The organism is Paenibacillus lentimorbus NRRL B-30488, from assembly GCF_000411595.1.
GTDB classification, from domain to species: Bacteria; Bacillota; Bacilli; order Bacillales; family Bacillaceae; genus Bacillus; species Bacillus velezensis.
The window spans coordinates 1-19,151 of sequence record NZ_ANAT01000014.1 but is presented as its reverse complement, the minus strand read 5'-3'; the positions used below and the strand labels follow the sequence as shown (position 1 = coordinate 19,151).

Annotated in this window: 16 protein-coding genes, 1 tRNA gene, 4 pseudogenes and 1 riboswitch; of the genes and pseudogenes, 13 read left to right on the top strand and 8 right to left on the bottom strand. The window is 43.8% G+C overall.

The genetic code is table 11. The features are described from left to right. Positions 1-162: 162 nt before the first annotated feature. The 3 genes and pseudogenes from D368_RS08450 to D368_RS08440 form a co-directional block, all read left to right on the top strand. A pseudogene (locus D368_RS08450) lies at positions 163-1,326 on the top strand (AI-2E family transporter); the annotation flags it as partial. 87 nt (positions 1,327-1,413) lie between these two features. Continuing rightward, positions 1,414-2,244: an undecaprenyl-diphosphate phosphatase gene (locus D368_RS08445; RefSeq protein ID WP_007613337.1), complete on the top strand. Its 831-nt coding sequence runs from the start codon at positions 1,414-1,416 to the stop codon at positions 2,242-2,244. Positions 2,245-2,372: 128 nt separating this feature from the next. Further along, a tRNA-Ala gene (locus tag D368_RS08440) sits at positions 2,373-2,445 on the top strand. A 174-nt stretch (positions 2,446-2,619) separates the two neighbouring features. Here the strand turns inward: D368_RS08440 and D368_RS08435 are convergent. Beyond that, entirely contained in the window at positions 2,620-3,135 is a 516-nt protein-coding gene (locus tag D368_RS08435) for a hypothetical protein (RefSeq protein WP_071392223.1), read from the bottom strand. Between the two features lie 137 nt (positions 3,136-3,272). Further along, positions 3,273-3,461, bottom strand: coding sequence for a hypothetical protein (locus tag D368_RS08430; RefSeq protein WP_007409859.1), 189 nt, complete (start codon positions 3,459-3,461; stop codon positions 3,273-3,275). Positions 3,462-3,780: 319 nt separating this feature from the next. Between D368_RS08430 and D368_RS08425 the strand changes: the two genes are divergently transcribed. The 3 genes from D368_RS08425 to D368_RS08415 all read left to right on the top strand — a co-directional run bounded on the left by D368_RS08425 (position 3,781) and on the right by D368_RS08415 (position 6,459). Continuing rightward, positions 3,781-4,911, top strand: a complete 1,131-nt coding sequence (locus D368_RS08425) for a response regulator aspartate phosphatase (protein WP_128574728.1) — start codon at positions 3,781-3,783, stop codon at positions 4,909-4,911. 134 nt (positions 4,912-5,045) lie between these two features. Further along, positions 5,046-5,171, top strand: coding sequence for a hypothetical protein (locus tag D368_RS20085; protein WP_261977451.1), 126 nt, complete (start codon positions 5,046-5,048; stop codon positions 5,169-5,171). Positions 5,172-6,138: 967 nt separating this feature from the next. Then, positions 6,139-6,459, top strand: coding sequence for a hypothetical protein (locus tag D368_RS08415; RefSeq protein WP_071392222.1), 321 nt, complete (start codon positions 6,139-6,141; stop codon positions 6,457-6,459). Between the two features lie 67 nt (positions 6,460-6,526). Here D368_RS08415 and D368_RS08410 read toward each other — a convergent pair whose 3' ends face one another. Next, positions 6,527-7,168: a cupin domain-containing protein gene (locus D368_RS08410; RefSeq protein ID WP_071392221.1), complete on the bottom strand. Its 642-nt coding sequence runs from the start codon at positions 7,166-7,168 to the stop codon at positions 6,527-6,529. Between the two features lie 217 nt (positions 7,169-7,385). On the opposite strand from D368_RS08410, the gene hmpA reads away from it, so the two are divergent. Both hmpA and D368_RS08400 read left to right on the top strand, forming a co-directional pair. Then, the gene (gene hmpA / locus D368_RS08405; protein ID WP_071392603.1) at positions 7,386-8,561 is read left to right on the top strand and encodes an NO-inducible flavohemoprotein; all 1,176 of its coding nucleotides are present in this window, start codon (positions 7,386-7,388) and stop codon (positions 8,559-8,561) included. Positions 8,562-8,702: 141 nt separating this feature from the next. After that, complete coding sequence (locus D368_RS08400; RefSeq protein WP_014418724.1) at positions 8,703-9,548, top strand: glucosaminidase domain-containing protein; 846 nt, start codon at positions 8,703-8,705, stop codon at positions 9,546-9,548. A 34-nt stretch (positions 9,549-9,582) separates the two neighbouring features. Here D368_RS08400 and ktrA read toward each other — a convergent pair whose 3' ends face one another. The 3 genes from ktrA to gbsR form a co-directional block, all read right to left on the bottom strand. After that, complete coding sequence (gene ktrA / locus D368_RS08395) at positions 9,583-10,251, bottom strand: potassium uptake protein KtrA (RefSeq protein WP_058906302.1); 669 nt, start codon at positions 10,249-10,251, stop codon at positions 9,583-9,585. A gap of 162 nt (positions 10,252-10,413) precedes the next feature. Continuing rightward, positions 10,414-10,953 carry a biofilm surface layer hydrophobin BslA gene (gene bslA, locus D368_RS08390; RefSeq protein ID WP_070082729.1) on the bottom strand — a complete coding sequence of 180 codons (540 nt, stop codon included), beginning with the start codon at positions 10,951-10,953 and terminating at the stop codon, positions 10,414-10,416. Between the two features lie 160 nt (positions 10,954-11,113). Next, positions 11,114-11,668: a transcriptional regulator GbsR gene (gbsR, locus tag D368_RS08385; protein ID WP_071392220.1), complete on the bottom strand. Its 555-nt coding sequence runs from the start codon at positions 11,666-11,668 to the stop codon at positions 11,114-11,116. A 200-nt stretch (positions 11,669-11,868) separates the two neighbouring features. Between gbsR and betB the strand changes: the two are divergent. From betB to D368_RS08370, 3 genes and pseudogenes are all read left to right on the top strand, one after another. Beyond that, positions 11,869-13,340: pseudogene (gene betB / locus D368_RS08380) on the top strand (betaine-aldehyde dehydrogenase). Between the two features lie 17 nt (positions 13,341-13,357). Then, positions 13,358-14,565, top strand: a pseudogene (gene gbsB / locus D368_RS08375) (choline dehydrogenase). 71 nt (positions 14,566-14,636) lie between these two features. Next, positions 14,637-15,218: an MOSC domain-containing protein gene (locus D368_RS08370; protein ID WP_003152182.1), complete on the top strand. Its 582-nt coding sequence runs from the start codon at positions 14,637-14,639 to the stop codon at positions 15,216-15,218. Position 15,219: 1 nt separating this feature from the next. Here D368_RS08370 and D368_RS08365 read toward each other — a convergent pair whose 3' ends face one another. Further along, entirely contained in the window at positions 15,220-15,708 is a 489-nt protein-coding gene (locus D368_RS08365) for a DinB family protein (protein ID WP_070082256.1), read from the bottom strand. 146 nt (positions 15,709-15,854) lie between these two features. Here D368_RS08365 and D368_RS08360 point away from each other — a divergent pair, with 146 nt between their 5' ends. Together D368_RS08360 and floT are read left to right on the top strand one after the other, a co-directional pair. After that, on the top strand, positions 15,855-16,385 hold the full coding sequence (locus tag D368_RS08360; protein ID WP_003152186.1) for an NfeD family membrane protein: 531 nt from the start codon (positions 15,855-15,857) through the stop codon (positions 16,383-16,385). A gap of 19 nt (positions 16,386-16,404) precedes the next feature. After that, positions 16,405-17,933: pseudogene (floT, locus tag D368_RS08355) on the top strand (flotillin lipid rafts scaffold protein FloT). Positions 17,934-17,963: 30 nt separating this feature from the next. Here the strand turns inward: floT and thiT are convergent. Beyond that, on the bottom strand, positions 17,964-18,545 hold the full coding sequence (thiT, locus tag D368_RS08350; protein WP_007410163.1) for an energy-coupled thiamine transporter ThiT: 582 nt from the start codon (positions 18,543-18,545) through the stop codon (positions 17,964-17,966). Between the two features lie 100 nt (positions 18,546-18,645). Then, a riboswitch (TPP riboswitch) is annotated at positions 18,646-18,746 on the bottom strand. Positions 18,747-19,151 lie beyond the last annotated feature (405 nt).

The following is a 19,151-nucleotide window of genomic DNA, read 5'->3' as shown; positions in this document are numbered from 1 at the left end:
GTATTGGCTTACATTATAGCTTTTTTTCAAAGAAACATAAATGGAAAAAAAGGCTGCCAGCTAAACGGATAGGAAAAATTCCCATAGAGGCCGGTTATTATTTTTCATTACAGGAACGATAGTGTACAATTTAAGTAAAATACATATGATGGAGGAACAATAGTGGAAACATTGCAAACATGGGGCGGCAGATTTAAACAGTTTTTCTTAGACAATAAATTTGTCTTGTTTTTGCTTGTATTGCTGCTCATCGGTCTCAATATCCTTGTCTTTATGAAGACATCATTTATTTTCACACCCATTATCGTCCTGCTCAAAACGATTGCGCTCCCCGTCATTTTGACAGGAATTGTTTATTATCTGCTTAATCCGATCGTAGATATATTGGAAAAAATAAGAGTGAAAAGAGTCTATTCCATCCTGCTCCTTTACCTCATTATTATAGGGCTGATTTCGATTACGGTCGTTTCAATTATTCCGTTTTTAAAGGAACAGATCATGAGCCTGATCGACAACCTGCCGAAATATGTGGACATCGTTGAAGATCAGACGAAAAGCCTGATCGGAAGCGATTTTGTAAATCAGGCGCAAAAGACGATGAATATCAACATTTCCGATCTCGCTAATAAAGTATCGGCGCAGGCGGCGACAATTGCAAACAGCACATTTACCGGAGTCGGGAATTTTATCGGCGCGCTGACTGAAGTGATTATTTCGATTGTGACCGTGCCGTTTATTCTGTTCTATTTGCTGAAAGACGGCAAAAAACTGCCGATTTATATCTTAAAGTTTGTGCCCACCCGTCTGAAAGAACAAACGTATACGATGCTTAGTGAAATGAACCACAGATTAAGCTCCTATATCAGAGGACAGGTCATCGTCAGCTTCTGTATCGGGTTTTTATTATTTATCGGCTATCTGATTATCGGACTTGATTATGCTTCCCTGCTTGCGGTCATTGCCGCTTGTACGAGCGTTGTTCCGTATTTAGGGCCGACCATTGCCATTACGCCGGCGATTATTATCGCGTTGGTCACTTCGCCACTTATGCTGCTGAAGCTTGCGATTGTCTGGACCGTTGTCCAGCTCGTGGAAGGGAAATTAATTTCGCCGCAGATCATGGGGAAAAATCTTCACATTCATCCGATTACCATCATCTTTGTTCTTTTAACCGCCGGAAAGCTGTTCGGGGTTGTCGGCATTATTTTAGCCATCCCGGGGTATGCGGTCATCAAAGTGGTCACGACCCATCTGTTTGATTGGTTCAAAATGCGCTCGCATTTATATGAAGAAGAAAAAATGATGCTGTATCGAAGTCATAAAATCGGAACGGACATGATATTTATTATAAGACAGGCTTTCCTTCAGAGGAGAGCTTCTCTTTTGTAAATGATGAATGAAGGGAAGAATGGGATGACACTATGGGAGATGTTCACAGCAGCCGTTTTGGGAATCGTGGAAGGGCTGACGGAATACGCGCCGGTTTCTTCCACGGGACATATGATCATAGCGGATGACATTTGGCTGAAATCCGGAAGCCTGATGAATCCGGAAGCCGCCAATTCCTTCAAAGTGGTGATTCAGCTCGGTTCGATTCTGGCGGTGGCCATTGTGTTTAAGGATCGGATATTACATTTACTCGGCCTCAAAAAAAACGTCACGCGCGATCAGCAGAAGGGATACAGGCTGACCATCGCGCAAATCGCCGTCGGTCTTGTTCCGGCGGCGGTGCTCGGCTTTTTATTTGAGGATTTCATTGACCGCTATTTATTCTCCGTCAGAACGGTCGCTTACGGATTAATTGCCGGAGCCGTGCTTATGCTTATAGCGGACTGGATCAATAAAAGGAAAGAAACGATCGATACGGTGGACAGAATCACCTACAAACAGGCTTTCTGTGTCGGATTATTCCAGTGTCTCGCCTTATGGCCCGGATTTTCCCGCTCAGGCTCAACGATTGCCGGAGGTGTCATTGTCGGCTTGAATCACCGGGCAGCCGCAGACTTCACATTTATTATGGCCATTCCGATTATGGCGGGTGCAAGCCTTCTGAAGCTGGTGAAATACTGGAGCAGTCTTTCTTATGACATGATTCCGTTTTTTCTTGTCGGCTTTATCTGCGCCTTTGTCGTCGCCCTCTTAGTCGTCAAGTTTTTTCTTCGGCTCATTAACCGGATTAAGCTTGTCCCGTTCGCCATTTACCGTGTCATCCTCGGCATCATTTTAATCATGCTCGTGCGATAAACGAAGAGGCCCCCAGGAGGGTCTTCTTTTTATGTTCGAAAAACGTCTCAGGAAAATATGAGCAAACTGAATTTTCTGCTTGAAATTCATAGAAGACTCGTCTATAATAAAACATGACGTTACAGCACGGGGCCATAGCTCAGCTGGGAGAGCGCTACGCTGGCAGCGTAGAGGTCAGGGGTTCGAGCCCCCTTGGCTCCATACCTTTAAACCCTTATTCTATAAGGGTTTTTTATTTGTCAGGAACAGAGCAATAGCCCAAAAAAGCAATTGGGGACAATTTGGGGACGAAAAATTTATTTTGAGGAAGTTTAGTTGCTTTTCGCCTTCAATTAGGCTTGAAGAAGCCGCCTTTAAAGGCGGCTTTGTTGTTTATCAATTTTCTTTCGGAGCAATCTTTGCTACTGGAGCACCACATAGCAGGAAGAATGCAAATACTGCTGGTGGGGAAATTGCTAAACCTATAGTTCCTAGAAATCCTACAACAGTCAGCCACTCGCCCTTTTCAATGGCTTTTTGAACTTGATTCAAAGCACCTTTACTTAAGTTAAGTGTATCCTCTAAACATCCTTGAACACTACTGATTTGGGCATCCGTATTATTATATTCCTTATTCATATAATTAGCGAAAGCGATCATGCCCTCCTTTTGAGCAGGAGGATAAGGAGATTTTTCAAGCTCATCTTCTTTGACTGTATAGCCGGTCTCTTTGTCAAAAACTAGAATTTTAGTAAAGATGTGCTCAACTTCTGCAACAGATTTTTCAATTTGTTCTTCAGTTAAGCCGTCTAAACCGTCCTTAGGATTCAATTGTGCTGCTGAAGCTGCTGGTGCTATTGTCACAATAGCAAGAAGTAGGGTCAACGCCAGAAAAACTAATCTTTTCAACATTATAACTTCCTCTTTTAGAAACTTGTACAAGAAACTACACGGTAACACATTTTTCTAAATAAGGGTACATTTATCTAGTTTTAATCTGTTTAGACAGGATAAGTAAAATATCGACAAAAAAGATTATGACCATAAACTCAAAGCAAGAGTCGAACCCCCCAAGCTAATATACCGAACATGACAGAGAACCTAAGACAAGCTTCAAATTTTGTAAGCCCTCGCTCTCTTTTTGTTTTACCTAATTTCCAATAAACAGCATATCCTGAGAACACCAAAATGAGTACTCCGAGTCGTGTCATATTTTCTAAAAATTCTATACCATCCATTGATTTTCACCTCGTTTATTTATGAGAAAAAATAAAGTAGACTTGTAGAGAGTCTACTTATAAACGCTATCCCAAAGTACACATTTTCATACAGCTTAAAACATTTGAGTGATAAAGTAAGGCTCATTTTAAATGACACATCCTTAATCCCTCCCATTTATATTCCCCATACATTAGTTTTATTATCGCAAATAGAATGGACGTTTCCAACAGTTATGTGAAAATAAGTAATCTGGCAACTGCAAACAAATTGCGGTTTTTTTTCGTCCAAACATATTATGGAAATGTTAGAATATTATATAAAAGGAGGAGTGGCCTTGTGAGTTCTGTTTTACCGTCATCGGGGGTTGGCGTTAAGATTAATGAATGGTACAAAATGATACGTCAGTTCAGTGTTCCGGATGCGGAGATTTTGAAAGCGGAAGTGGAACAAGAAATAAATGAGATGGAAGAAGACGAGTATCTACTGATTTACTACACCCTCATGAAATTCCGCCATCAGCTCATGCTGGATTATTTAGAACCGGTGACTACCCGTGTGAGACCGACAATTGACGAGCTGCTGGAAAAAATCGAAGCATCAAATAAAGGAATTTCCGGCCTGCTGTGCTATTACTCTTTATTTTTCCGCGGCATGTATGAATTTGATCAAAAGCAGTATGTAAAGGCGATCGGCTTTTATAGAGAGGCTGAAAAACAACTCGTTCATGTGCATGATGAAATTGAGAGAGCGGAGTTTCATTTTAAACTGGCTGAAGCATATTACGGTATGAAACAAAGCCACGTCTCCATGCATCACGTAAAGCAAGCGCTCGATATTTACGATCAGTATGAGTTGTATAAGGTCCGGAAAATTCAATGTCTATTCGTCATCTCTGGGAATTATGTTGACTTTAAACGCTTTGAAAAAAGTTTGCCTCATTTAGAAAAAGCTTTAGAGTTGTCGAAACAAGTAAACAATAATGAAAGGCTGCTCAGTTCTGCTTATTACAACATAGGAAAGAATTACGGAGACCTAGAAGAATACAGTAAAGCTGAAATCTACTTAAAAAAAGCAGCGGAGATATCTGAAAAGTATAAATTGGGTAACCTTCCGCATTCCTTGTTTACATACGCAAAGCTTCTATTTAAACAAGGGAAAACAAGCGAGGCGATTCAAATCAGCAAAAAGGGACTTTCATCAGCGATATATCAAGGGGATAAGCTGTTTGAATCTCTGCAAAAATATTTGGAGGCTTTATATATTAATGCAATAGACCAAATGGGAATCAAAAAAACAATTGATTACCTTGAGAAAAATAAAAACTATTCGTATGTAGAAGATATTGCTCTTGATACGGCTGCTGTTTATGCAGAATCAAAGCAATATGACAAATCTTATTTTTATCATCAAAAAATGATTCAAACGCAAAAACAAATTCAGAGGGGAGAATGCCTGTATGAATTTTAGAAAAGGCGTATTTATCATTGTATCGGCTGTCGTTTTAATGTCAGGGGCCGGTCTAACGGCTTCGGTTGTTTCATTTGATGGATCATATCAAGTTTCATCTGATCGTAATCAAACTTAAGAAGGAGAGTGCCAGTATGAAAAAAAGCATCTGCATTATTTTGGGTCTGTCGTTATCTTTAGTATGTGGATTGGGTATGAGCTCAGTAGAAAAACAAGCACAAGATACAATCAAAGTAGCTTCTGATCGCCTTCAAACTTGAACAGCTTAAGTCTTTTCTTCGGAAAAGGCTTTTTTGTTTCTTCATTATATTGTTTTAAAACATCCACTTGTTTTTATTCTTATCCCATTTCAGCATACGCTGCCTCATGAGGTTCTTCACTGTTTCCCGAATAGCGCGTTCATCCTTGCCAGTTTTTCTCTTCAATTCATCCAAGGAGGGGTTCTTCCTGAATTGGATCTAAAGATAATCCGGTGCACTTTTCATTCAAAATCAGTCATTTGATCATCTCCCAACTTCATAAGTCTCAACGGATAAAAGAGAATCAAATACAATAATGTATCCCCCTTTAAGTTCTTCACACGAAATTCCTTCCGTAGGTGGTCCCGTAATGAACTGCGCAGATAACCTCGCGTATGTATCCGCCGTCATAAAGCTCGAACGATAAATCTATGCTAATATTTAAAAAATATGGCACTCAATATTTATAAGTTCAATTTTCTTTTCAATTTAAGGGAGGGAAAATAGAAAGGAGAGAAATGAGAAAGTATTTTGGGTTCGTGTCGCTTATCATCCTTTTATTCGCATTGTGCTTTCTGCCTCATATTCATTGGGCGCTTGGAATCCTAGGAATTGTCGTGGGGAGTATTCTAGCAATCAAATCCCCTAAAGGAATTGCAAAGAATATTTCTTTTGTTATCCTAGCACTTTGTTTACTTTTACTATTATTATTGATTGTGATGGGCGTTTTGATGGCAGGTCTAGTGGAAAATTAACCTTTAATTTATAATCCTATTTTGGGACCAGCTTATTCATTTTTAGCCAAATAAAAGATTAGGGTTTGAAACAAAACGTCTGTTCCTATCAGAAAAGCATCTCCACACCGGCAGCGTAGAGGTCAGGGGTGCGAGCCCCTTGGCTCCATACCTTTATAAGTTTTTAATCCTCTGCAGCAGCCTCTGTGTTCCGCTTCGTTTCTAACAACTAAATGAAAGGAATAAGAGGAAAAATGAAAAAGAAAATCTATCTTATACTAACTCTTTCAGCGGCAGTGGCACTTCTTTTAACAGCGCTCTCGGCTCTTTCTCCCATCATTTTCACGTCTGCTTCAGAAAAAGGAGCCATCAGGCATGACATTTATAAAAAAGGATATCCGTATCAAAGCTGCTTTGCGATTCTTCAAAAAGAAGAAGGAGGCGGAGAGGCCGGGAACCTTTATTATGTAAATTGGTTCAATTGGAAAGATGAAACCGGACAGACGCCGCACGTATGTTATTCAAAAAAATCGTCCGAAGGCGAGTACAAAGTAAGCTGCGGAACCGGACCGTAATGATCAAGAGCCCCTCTCCAATGAGGGGCTTTTTTCGTCAAAGCTTGAATGCCGCTCCGTTTCCCATTTAATACCCCCGATAGAACGGCTGAACATAATGCCGATACGGATCATTCGGATAATGCGTATTTGGCTGATAAGGCTTATTCATATCATGAATACCCGTGTTTTCAGACTGTCCGCAGTATTTATCGGGACCTATCACAGTTGATTGCCGGATCGGTGAAACGGCTTTTTCCCACTCATGCTCATTCAAACAGTACGTATGCGCCATGATCTCAGGCGGCGTCAGACGGAGAATATCCGAGCCGTATATCACTTCAGGCGAAGGGGCGTCAAATATGGCCAAAAGATGGGTTTTGTCTGAAGTGGCGACTTCATAATGCCACCACCCCTGCGGAATATTCGCCACTTGCCCGGGGGTAATCGGGTAATTACGTATTTTCTGGGTGAACGGATTCAGCATCGATACCACCGCGGAACCCGAAATACAGTACACCAATTCAGCGGCGTTTTGATGGGTATGCGGTTCAATCACATTTGTTTTACTCAGAAAGATATCTAATAATGAAATATTTTCAAGCGTGTTTAACTGTTTAATCCCCAATACATTGATAAAGTTCCGAGCATCTTTCGTAAAAAAACGGCTCTCATTCACATCATAAGTGAACTGTGTATTCGGAGACGTGTAATCGATATCGGAAACCATGCAATCCCCCGCTTTCATCTTTAAACGTATATTCCCAAATATATGTGTCCCTGTTTCACCGGGTGATAAAAAAGGAGGTGAAATCCATAAATTCCAAATCCAACACAATATTGTGACGGCTTTTTTAAAGATTCATTTTAGATATATCTTTTATTCGAAATATCTCTTACTATAAAGATATATTGAAAATACATCTTTAGAAGGGTTGAGGATGAACATGCTGGATGAGAGAACAATAGACATCATCAAAAGCACAGTACCTGTATTGAAAACACATGGAGAAAACATCACCGGACGCTTTTATAACCTGATGTTTCAAGATCATCCCGAACTGTTAAATATGTTTAACCAAACGAACCAAAAGAAACAGACTCAGCGCGCAGCATTGGCAAATGCAGTCATTGCGGCTGCGGCGAATATTGATCAATTAGAACAAATCATTCCGGCGGTCAGACAGATCGGCCATAAGCACACAAGCATCGGTGTAAAACCGGAACATTATCCGATTGTCGGAAAGTATCTGCTTCTGGCAATTAAGGATGTGCTGCAGGATGCCGCAACTCCTGAGATTATGCAGGCATGGGAAAAAGCTTACGGTGTTATTGCGGAGGCTTTCATCGGCATTGAAAAAGACATGTATAATGAAGCCGGATGGCAGGGGTATAAAGAATTTACGGTTATACAGAAAACAAAAGAAAGCAAAGATATCACATCGTTTTATATCAAACCGAGTGACGGCTCTTCGCTTCCTGGATTTGAAGCGGGACAATATATCAGCATTAAAGTGAGGATTGCGGATTCTCCTTATACGCACATTCGCCAGTACAGCCTGTCTAATGCTTCTCAAAAAGGCGCATATCGGATTTCTGTGAAAAAGGACGGAGCGGTTTCTTCTCATCTCCACAATGAAGTTCAAGAGGGAGATAAACTTGAAGTCAGCGCACCCGCCGGAGATTTCAAGCTGTCTGCTTCCGAAAAACCGGTTGTTCTTATCAGTGCCGGTTCCGGAATCACGCCGATGATGAGCATGCTGAAAACAGCCGCCGAAAAACAGCCGGAGCGTTCCGTTACTTTTATTCATGCCGCGAAAAACGGAGAGTACGCCGCGTTCCGCAAAGAGGCTGAACAAGCTGCGGAGAATCATCCGAATATTAACGTCATTTATGTATACAGTGAACCGGCAGAACAAGACCGCTCAGGAGACAAGCCTTTTTACAGCGGCCGAATTGATCAAACCTTCTTGGAGCAGCTTCATCTGAATCAAGATGCTGAATGTTACTTGTGCGGATCAGCGCAGTTTATGACGCAAATGAAAGATATGATTCTTGCGCTCGGGTTTGACTCTGATTCTGTTCAATATGAATTGTTCGGCCCTCAGCTGAGCATGGCATAACAAAAAAGACTCCTCAAAGAGGGGTCTTTTTTATTTGCACAATGTGTTCTTTCTCCGTCTTTTTCCCTATTTTATTGAAATTTTCATCAATGACCAGTAAAATTATAAATCTAGTGATTCCGGAATTAAAGGAAGGTTGATATGAAAAAGAAAGCAAAGACCAAAAGGGTGCTTGGGTGCCTTTTTGCTGTATCTCTTATATTCGGATTATTTCTGGTATCAATGGTATTTTCGAAATTCATAGTGACGGAAGAAAAACCGCCTGAAGAGGTGGACGAGCAGCAGGTCTTTATTGACAGCCTTTCCGGGCATGCTCAGATTTTATATGAGAAATATCATGTCCTTCCGAGCATCACCCTCGCACAGGCCATTCTCGAATCGGACTGGGGGAACAGTGAGCTTGCGGGGAAAGCGCGCAACCTGTTCGGTGTAAAAGGTGATTATAAAGGAAAACACGTCACGATGAAAACGGATGAATTTGAAAAAGGAAAACGAAAAACGATTCGGGCAAAATTCCGTAAATACAGCACGTTTTTTGAATCAATGGATGACCATGCCAAATTATTTGTCAACGGAACGTCTTGGAATAAAAAGAAGTACAAGCCCGTCATTGAAGCGGACAATTATAAAACAGCGGCGGCTGCCCTTCAAAAATCCGGCTACGCCACAGACCCCGGCTATGCTGAAAAAATTAAAGATGTCATAGAAACCTATAACCTGAATGAATATGACAAAATCAATGCCTCTCTTAAAGCAGTTGATATGAAAGGCGCCATCAAAGACCACGCCATTGAAGACGTGTGGTCCAAGCCGTCAAAAGAGCGGCATTCTATTAAACTGGCATCGGCGCAAAAGTTTACCGGCCAGCATATTAAAGTCGTATCTGAAAAACAAAACGGAGAATCCGTCTGGTACCAAATTCAAGTGAAAGATGAGCTGATCGGCTGGGTAGACCAAACCGCCGTCCAGTTAAGTGAAGAAACATAAGCATCAAAAAAAGCCGGCAGCTTGCCGGCTTTTTTTACATTCCTTCAGTTTCAAACCTTTTAATATCACGTTTATGCCCCATCAGCACAAGGCAGTCACATTCATGGATGACAGTCTCCGGAGAAGGGGACAGCTGAATGTCTCCATTATGTTTCACGGCGAGAATGGTGCAGCCGAATCTGGCCCGGACGCCGAGATCAAGAATGGATTTTAAATGCAGCTTTTTCGTGGCTGAAAGCTCCACGATGCTGTATTCATCTGACAAATCAATGTAATTTAAGACATTTTCATCTGAAAGGCTTTGCGCAATCCGCACTCCCATATCCTTTTCGGGATGGATAATACGATCAGCACCGATCTTTTCAAGCACTTTGTGATGATAATAGTTTTGCGCTTTCACCCAAATATTAGGGATGTTCAGCTCCTTCAATAACAGCGTCGTCAGCGTGCTTGCCTGAATGTTGGCGCCGATTGCTACGATGACATATTCAAAATTTCTGATGCCGAGCGACTGAAGCTCGCTTTCTTCCGTTGAATTTGCCCGCACGGCATGCGTGGCATAAGAGGAGTATGCGTTGACCCGCTCTTCGCTGATATCGATCGCAAGCACCTCATGCCCCATTTTAAAAAGCTCTTTACAGATGCTTCCGCCGAAACGGCCGAGTCCGATGACGGCAAATTGTTTATTTTTGATTTTTCCCAATCCTCATAACTCCTTAAGAAACTGTTTTCGTCACTCCAAATATAACAAACAAGAATGTACTCCTGTTTCAGGGGTTTGTCAATGCGAGGGCCGGAAGAAAGAAAACAGCACAAAAAAGACCGGCTGACAAGCGATGAGCTTGTGCCGGTCCGTTTTTCGCAATTATTTGCAGTTGCAAGGCTGTGTCGGCGGTGTGCTGCGTTTTTGAACAACAATTGTGTCCTCAGCATAGAATTTAGAGCCGATGCTTAATGATTTATTTTCTGCACGGAACTTATATGTACCTGCAGCAGGCAATGTTTTATTATTAAGAGAAAGCTTAAATTCCGCTGCGCCGAGCAAATCAATGTTTAACGGAAGTCTGACTGTTTTGCCGTTATTCAGAATCTGTCTTTCACGCAAAGCGTGTCCGTTGACTGTATCTTTTGTTGTAGCCGCAAATCCGCTAGGAAGGGTAAATTCCATAACGCCTAAGCTCAGGATCGTGTTCGGACGGTACGTCAATTCGATATCAGAAAATGACCATTCCTGCTGGCTGGCACCTGTATATTTTGCAAATAAGGTAGCAGTCGCTTTCGCGGACATTTCCGGCTCGTGAACGGTTGAGCCTGACTCAGCGGCGAATGACGCTGTCGGCAGAGAAAGAAGCAAAACGAGGCCGAATAAACTTGCCATGACAGTTGAGAAAAATTTCTGTTTCATTTTCATAAATCCCCCTAAAAAAAAATTTGCTGATTGTTCTTAAAAAAGAACGACCATACCTATAAAAATTTACCATCAATTTTAATGGAAGTAAATGGGGTTATGTTCCTATATTTTCTCAAAAATAATCAAATCACGACAAAAAACGCCTGAATCAAAATCAGGCGTTTTTTTCGTCTGTTTCTATCGGAATAAATTTAAAAATCTCCCCGCTCTGAACTGAGTCGGCGAGCCGCTTCAGCCAATGATAATAAGCTTTCGAGCTTTCAAGCTGATCATATAACTGCCGCGCTTCTTCCTGTAATTCCGCGCTGCCTTCCTCGGCCAGCAAAACGGACTGCAAATCCGCCTGGGCCTGTACGATGGCGGACAAATTCACCTGAACTTCACGGTCCCATTTCGGCGGGAAGAAATTCGTGAAAAACGTAAAGAAATCCTTTTCCGCTACAAACGTATGCTTCCGTGTGCCGCGGTGAAAGGTTTTTTTGACCACATTTAAATCCTGCAGCTTTTTGACGCCTGTGCTCATACTCGGTTTGCTCATCTGCAGTTCCTCACGCATTTCGTCAAGCGTCATTTCATCCCTCATATACATTGTTCCGTATAAAATCCCGACACTCCGGGTGATTCCGTAAAGATCCATCGTCTCTGCAATGGAATCAATGACAAGATCCCTGGCTTGTTCTATAGCTGTGAATTCTGGATTCTCATCCATACTGTCCCTCTTTTCCTCTTGAAGTTTAAATTTGTTAAGTCATTTCTTTATGTTCTTAATCTTAACGAATCATGACAAAATGTCAAAATCTAAACGGACTGACCGGGTTTTGACAGGCAAAAAAACATGTGTTAAATTAACATTGTTAAAAACATTAAATTTTTATTTAACAAACTTACTTCTCGGTAAGGAGGACTCTTATGAGCAAAACGCTTTATATCGGCGGCGAATGGATCAGTGCAGAAAAAAACAGACCCGCCGCATCATTAATCCATTTAATCAAGAAGAAATTGCAACGGTATGCGAAGGAGACCGGGATGATGCGGTGAAAGCCATCGCCGCAGCCAGAAAAGCATTTGATGAAGGGGAATGGCCGGTGCTTTCCGGGCTCGAGCGCGGACAATTTGTTCTGAAAATTGCGGAATTAATCAGACGCGATCTGAACGAATTAGCTGAGCTAGAATCGCTTGATACAGGAAAAACGATTGAAGAAAGTAAAGCCGATATGGATGATATCGCAAATGTATTTCAATATTATGCCGGTTTGGCGGATAAAGACGGAGGCGAGGTCATTTCATCTCCGATTCCCGATTCAGTAAGTAAAATCGTCAGAGAGCCGATTGGTGTATGCGGACAAATTACGCCGTGGAACTATCCGCTCCTTCAGGCGAGCTGGAAAATCGCTCCCGCTCTTGCGGCCGGAAACACGATCGTTTTAAAGCCGAGCGAGATTACTCCGCTGACAACCATTAAAGTCTTTCAATTAATAGAAGAAGCCGGTATTCCGAAAGGGGCCGCCAATCTCGTGCTGGGGCCGGGCGCTTCTGTCGGCGACGAGCTGGCGAGAAACCTCGACGTCGATTTGGTCTCTTTTACGGGCGGAATTGAAACAGGCAAAAAAATCATGCAGGCGGCAAGCGGCAACGTGAAAAAGATTGCCCTGGAGCTTGGCGGCAAAAATCCGAATATCGTATTTCAAGATGCAGATCTCGAAACAGCTGCAGATCAAGCGCTGAACGCCGTGTTTTTCCATGCCGGCCAAGTTTGTTCGGCAGGGTCCCGTCTTTTGGTGGACGAAGCCATTCATGATGAATTTTTAGCCGAGCTGATCAAGCGCACGAAACGCATCAAATTAGGAAACGGTTTTCATGAAGATACGGAAAGCGGTCCGCTGATTTCCGCCGAGCATCGGGCCAAAGTCGAAAAATACGTAGAAATCGGTATCGAAGAAGGGGCAAAACTGGAAACAGGCGGCAAACGTCCTGATGATCCCGCCCTTCAAAACGGTTTCTTCTATGAACCTACTATTTTCTCAAACTGCAAGTCTGATATGCGGATAGTCCAAGAGGAGATCTTCGGCCCCGTTTTAACAGTTGAGTCATTTTCTTCTGAAGAAGAAGTGATCAGACTTGCCAACGATACCATTTACGGGCTGGCCGGAGCGGTATGGTCAAAGGATATTGAAAAATGCGAACGCGTAGCCGCCAAACTGCGGATGGGAACGGTATGGATCAATGATTTCCACCCGTATTTCGCGCAAGCGCCATGGGGCGGGTACAAACAATCGGGCTTCGGCCGCGAACTCGGCAAAATCGGCCTGGAAGAATACACGGAAATCAAACATATTTACCGCAATACGAAACCTGCGGCTGTGAACTGGTTTCAAGCATAATTAGGAGGAGATACAATATGACATTAAATATGAAAGTAGAAAGCATGCATAAATTCCATACATTCGAAATCCCGACAGTCATTAAACACGGAATCGGCGCGATTCAGCACGCGGGAAGTGAAGTCAGAGCGCTTGGCGTCACAAAAGCGCTGCTCGTAACAGACCCGGGAATTTATAACGCGGGAGTGGCAAACCCGGTCATTGAATCTTTGCAGGAAGCGGGCATCGAAGTCGTCCTGTTTAACAAAGTGGAGCCGAACCCGCCTGTACGTCTTGTGAACGAAGGATCAGAACTGTATAAAAAGAAAACTGCAACGGTCTTGTGGCTGTCGGCGGCGGAAGCTCCATGGATACGGCGAAAGCGATCGGGGTAGAAGCGACACACGAAGGAAGCGTGCTTGATTATGAAGCCGCGGAAGGCAAAAAGCCGCTGGAAAACCGCATTCCTCCGCTGACAACGATCCCGACGACTGCGGGAACAGGTTCAGAGGTCACACAATGGGCGGTCATTACAGATGAGGAAAGAGAATTTAAATTCAATACGGGCGGACCGCTTATCGCCGCGCATTTAACGGTCATTGACCCTGAGCTGCACACGTCCATGCCTCCGCATGTGACGGCCATGACAGGTATTGATGCACTTGCGCACGCCATCGAGTGCTATACGATGAAATTCGCGCAGCCGATCACTGATGCCGTCGCTTTAATGGCCATTGAATATGCGGCGCATTATATTAAGCGCGCGTTTGCGGACGGAGAGGATTTGGAAGCAAGATACGGCATGGCGCAGGCGGCGATGCTTGCCGGCCTTTCATACGGCAGTGAATCAGCAGGCGCGGCGCATGCGATGAGCCAGACGCTCGGCGGCATCATCCCTGTCGCTCACGGACAATGCGTCGCAGCTATGATGGGACCGGTAATGGAATACAACTGGAAAGGCTATCCGGAAAAATTCGCCCGCATCGCCAAAGCATTCGGAATCGATACAAGCAACATGACAACCGAAGAAGCGGCCAAAGCGTCCGTCAACTGGATGTATGATCTTGTAAAAGATTTAGAGGTGCCGAGTTTAGAAGAACAAGGTGTGTCTCCGGACATGATTGAACGTTTATCAAAAGAAGCCATGAAAGATCCGCAAACATTCGGAAATCCAAGAGATTTGAATGAGAAAGCATACAACTGGATTTACAAACGCTGCTTTGACTTAACGCCGAAAACGGTATAATAAATGAACCCCGCTCCTTTACAGAGCGGGGTTTTTTAAGGATAATGTCAAGAAAAAGGCGGTGGTGGCTGATGTGGAAACGCATAACAGCAAAGACGGAAGGCGTATATATAGCGGATACCGAACAATTTGTTACCAAAAAGATGGACAAGCTTCGCGCGGAATACGGCGGGTTTCCCGGTGACCTGCATTTCGGACTGACAAAAAAGGCCGGCGCGCGTGAGCCGATGTATGAAAGAGGAACAGAAATTTTTAACCGGAGACAAATTTCAATCGTGTCCATGGAGGAATGTGATGACATTGCGGAGAAGATGGGGATTTCTCATATCTTTCCCGAATGGCTCGGCGCTAATATCGCAATCAGCGGTTTTTCTGCGCTGACGCCGCTTAAAGAAGGAAGCAGAATGATATTTCCAAGCGGTGCGTCTCTGTTGTGCGAGGGAGAAAATGATCCGTGCATTCAGCCGGGAGAAGTCATTCAATCCTTTTATCCGGATCAGCCAAAACTCGCCGCGGCGTTTGTGAGGCACGCGATGGGCAGAAGAGGAATTGTCTGTATTGTTGAACGCCCGGGTGATATATGCACGGGCGATGCGGTCACCATCCATTCTTATGAACCGAAACGCGCCAAGAAAAAAATCGAGAAGGTCTGAGTCAGACCTTCTCGATTTTTTGTTTGATTTCTTCTATTTGATTGATGTGACGCTTTTCATGATGGCCGATAAAATCAATCCACTGGCGGATCGTCAGTTCTTGAAAAACAGGATGCGGAAGCACACGTTCAAAGTCTTCCTCGTTTAATGATGAAATAACTGCGGTCAGCTGCTGTCTTGCCGTATCTAATTCTTGTTTTGCCTCAATGACTGATATTCGGTTTTGCTCAGGTTCGAGGTGTGACGGCGCCGGCCGTTTATTTGATCTGTCCTCTATAAACTCCATCGGTTTGTCTTCGATTTTTTTAAACGGTGCGTCTTTTGCCTGCTTTGATAAAAGGGTCTGCGCTGTTTCGTCAATTTTCTTTAAATGGTCAAGGACTTCCCGCACGCTCCACTCATCAGCCGCGGGCTTTCGGTTGAATTCCTCATCAGAGAGTCCTTTCAGTACTTCCCAGGTCTGCTGTCTGGCTTCATTAAAAATGCTCATCCTATCTCCTCCTTTAGAGTAAACATATCATATCCGGATTGGATAATCATGTAATCAGCCTTCCTTGTCAGAAAATTGAAACCATTTACCTTTCCATCCGTATATAAAGTAACACTCCGACACCTCAGCCGAAAGGAGGATAGAATGTGGACATATTTCATCTGCCGCTTGAAACGGTCTATCTTTACACATTGATTATTTCGGGAAGTCTCACGCTTTTGATTCTGTTTTTTCAAGATGTGTTTCACGGCCTCTCGGAAGCCATTCCTGTTTCATTTTTAAACCCTGCATTGATTCTGTCTTTTTTAACAATCTTTTCAGCCTCAGGTTATATCGGCGAAATCGCCGCTCCGCTATCAAGTCCTGTCATTGCGTTGCTTTCATTTGTTCTTTCGGTTCTTTTGGTCAGCCTGCTTCACTTCTTCGTCCTTGTCCCGCTTTCATCAGCGGAAGAATCGCTCGCATATCGGGAGACAGATTTAAAGGGCAGGGTCGGCAGGGTCATTACTTCCGTCCCGAAAGACGGCTATGGGGAAGTGATCATAGAGGGAATAGGGGGCGCCATTTCTAAATCAGCCGTCAGCTTTGATCAAGAACAGATCAGGTACGGAACGGCCGTATTAGTGATTGACGTGAAAGACGGAGTGCTTTTTGTGACGCCGCATGAACCAATCTGATATCTAAGGGGGAACTGTTATGACTATGCCGATTATCATTGTTATCGGAATCGTATTCTTTTTACTCATCGCACTTATTGCTGTATTTATTACGAAGTACCGGACAGCGGGGCCGGATGAAGCCCTTATCGTGACCGGAAGTTATTTGGGAAATAAGAACGTCCACATTGATGAAGGCGGAAATCGTCTGAAAATCGTCCGGGGCGGGGGAACGTTCGTGCTCCCGGTATTCCAGCAGGCAGAACCTCTCAGTTTACTGTCAAGCAAACTTGATGTCTCTACACCTGAAGTCTATACAGAGCAAGGCGTGCCGGTAATGGCCGACGGAACCGCCATTATTAAAATCGGAGGCTCCATCGGTGAAATCGCCACAGCAGCTGAACAATTTTTGGGGAAATCCAAGGACGACCGTGAGCAGGAGGCGCGGGAGGTGCTGGAAGGCCATCTGCGCTCCATCCTCGGCTCCATGACCGTTGAAGAGATTTATAAAAACAGGGAAAAGTTTTCTCAGGAAGTCCAGCGTGTCGCGTCTCAGGATCTTGCTAAAATGGGGCTGATGATCGTTTCTTTTACGATTAAAGACGTTCGAGATAAAAACGGCTATCTTGAATCATTAGGTAAGCCGAGAATCGCCCAAGTCAAGCGGGATGCGGACATTGCCACGGCAGAAGCGGATAAAGAGACGAGGATTAAACGCGCGGCCGCTGATAAAGACGCAAAAAATCAGAGCTGGAGCGGGCGACGGAAATAGCTGAAGCGGAAAAAATCAATCAGCTGAAAATGGCGGAATACAGAAGAGAGCAGGATACAGCAAAAGCCAATGCCGACCAGGCATATGATCTTGAAACCGCAAAAGCGCGCCAGCAGGTGACAGAGCAGGAAATGCAAATTAAAATTATTGAGCGGCAAAAGCAGATTGAATTGGAGGAAAAAGAAATTCTGCGCCGTGAGCGCCAATATGACTCTGAAGTGAAGAAAAAAGCCGATGCTGACCGTTACTCGGTGGAACAAGCGGCCGCGGCCGCAAAAGCGAAGCAGCTCGCCGAAGCGGATGCCGAGCAGTACAGCATCGAAGCGATGGCCAAGGCGGAAGCGGAACGCGTGAGAATTGACGGTCTTGCTAAAGCGGAGGCTGAAAAGGCGAGAGGAGAAACCGAAGCGGAAGTCATCCGCCTGAAAGGTCTCGCAGAAGCGGAAGCTAAAGAAAAAATCGCCGACGCATTCGAAAAATACGGGCAGGCTGCAATCCTTGATATGATTGTGAAAATGCTGCCTGAATACGCAAAACAAGTCTCAGCGCCTCTTTCAAACATTGATAAAATTACCGTCGTGGATACGGGAGGAAGCGGTGAAAACGGCGGAGCCAATAAAGTCACAGGCTACGCAACCAATTTAATGGCCGGTCTCCAGGAAAGCTTAAAAGCATCTTCCGGAATCAATGTAAAAGAGCTGATTGAGAATTTTTCAGGCAAAGGAAACATAAAACAAAGCATAAATGAACTTACAAAAGAACTGAGTGATTCTAACGAACGGCACAGCCCGGAATAAAAAAACAGCAGGCGTAAACCGCCTGCTGTTTCAGTTCGTCCGCTTAGCTTCAAGAAGCCGCGGCGCAGTCATGAATAATAAGATAAGGACAATGGCCGAAAGGATAAAAGAAGGAATCATGTAAGTCGCGTTATAGACGGATGAATAAATCCAGACCGGCGTACCCTTCGGAGCATAGCTTCCGAAAAAGACAGCTCCGGAGACCACATGCGCCGCATACCGCAGCACACTGCCGATGAAAACACCGCCTATAACATACATCGTTAAAGCGCCTCTTTTTTTATTCAATGCCGATTCTCGTACACCGGAAGCAAACAAGCCGCTGAAACCGAGAACTGCAAATGCCGCGATGTAATCGAGAAATAGCTGCACCGGGTGCTGCAAAAACAAATTGCCGATGGCGATCTGGACGATCCCTGTTAAAAAGCCTGTCGTAAGCCCGGCCTTCACTCCCCAGCGGAATGAAATCAAAAAAATCGGAATCATCATAATAGAGACCGAACCGCCTTGGGGCATCCGGAGAAACATACCTGAGACAATGTCCAGAATGACAGCCGCCCCGGTCATAATCGCTATTTCAATTAAGCGCACAAGCTGTGTTGAATGATTCATAGTTTTCCCCCTGGTCAGACAACCGTATCAAGGATAAACAAAAAAGCAGCGCGGGGAAGGATGGGAAAAGGTCCGCGCGCTGCTTACATAAACTGCAAATCATTTGGCTTTGCCACATCCCTACGCCAGCGTTAACTAACAGGTTCAAAGGGTCAGAACAAAACGTTCACTCTCAGCTTTAATGCTCCCCTTGTGGTCATCAAGTATTTAGTTCAATCTTACTATACAAGAAAATAGGCCAAACCACAAGACAGCTTATCTTTCTATAGAAGAGAAACTGAAATAAGGTATGAAAGAAAATAATTAATGATTTTTTAAAAAACTATTGTCATATTTTCAAAAGGGTGTTATATTATTAAACGTCGCTGATGGACAGCAGACAACAACGAAAAGCTTCGGAAACAACTTAAAAAAAGTTGTTGACATAAAAGAAGCTGAGTGGTAAGATAATAAAGCTGCTTCGACAAGCGGTAATGATCTTTGAAAACTAAACAAGACAAAACGTACCTGTTAATTCAAAGTTTTAAATAAATCGCACAGCGATGTGCGTAGTCAGTCAAACTAAGGTCTGCACGATGCAGATCACACAGACGTTACTGCAGGATT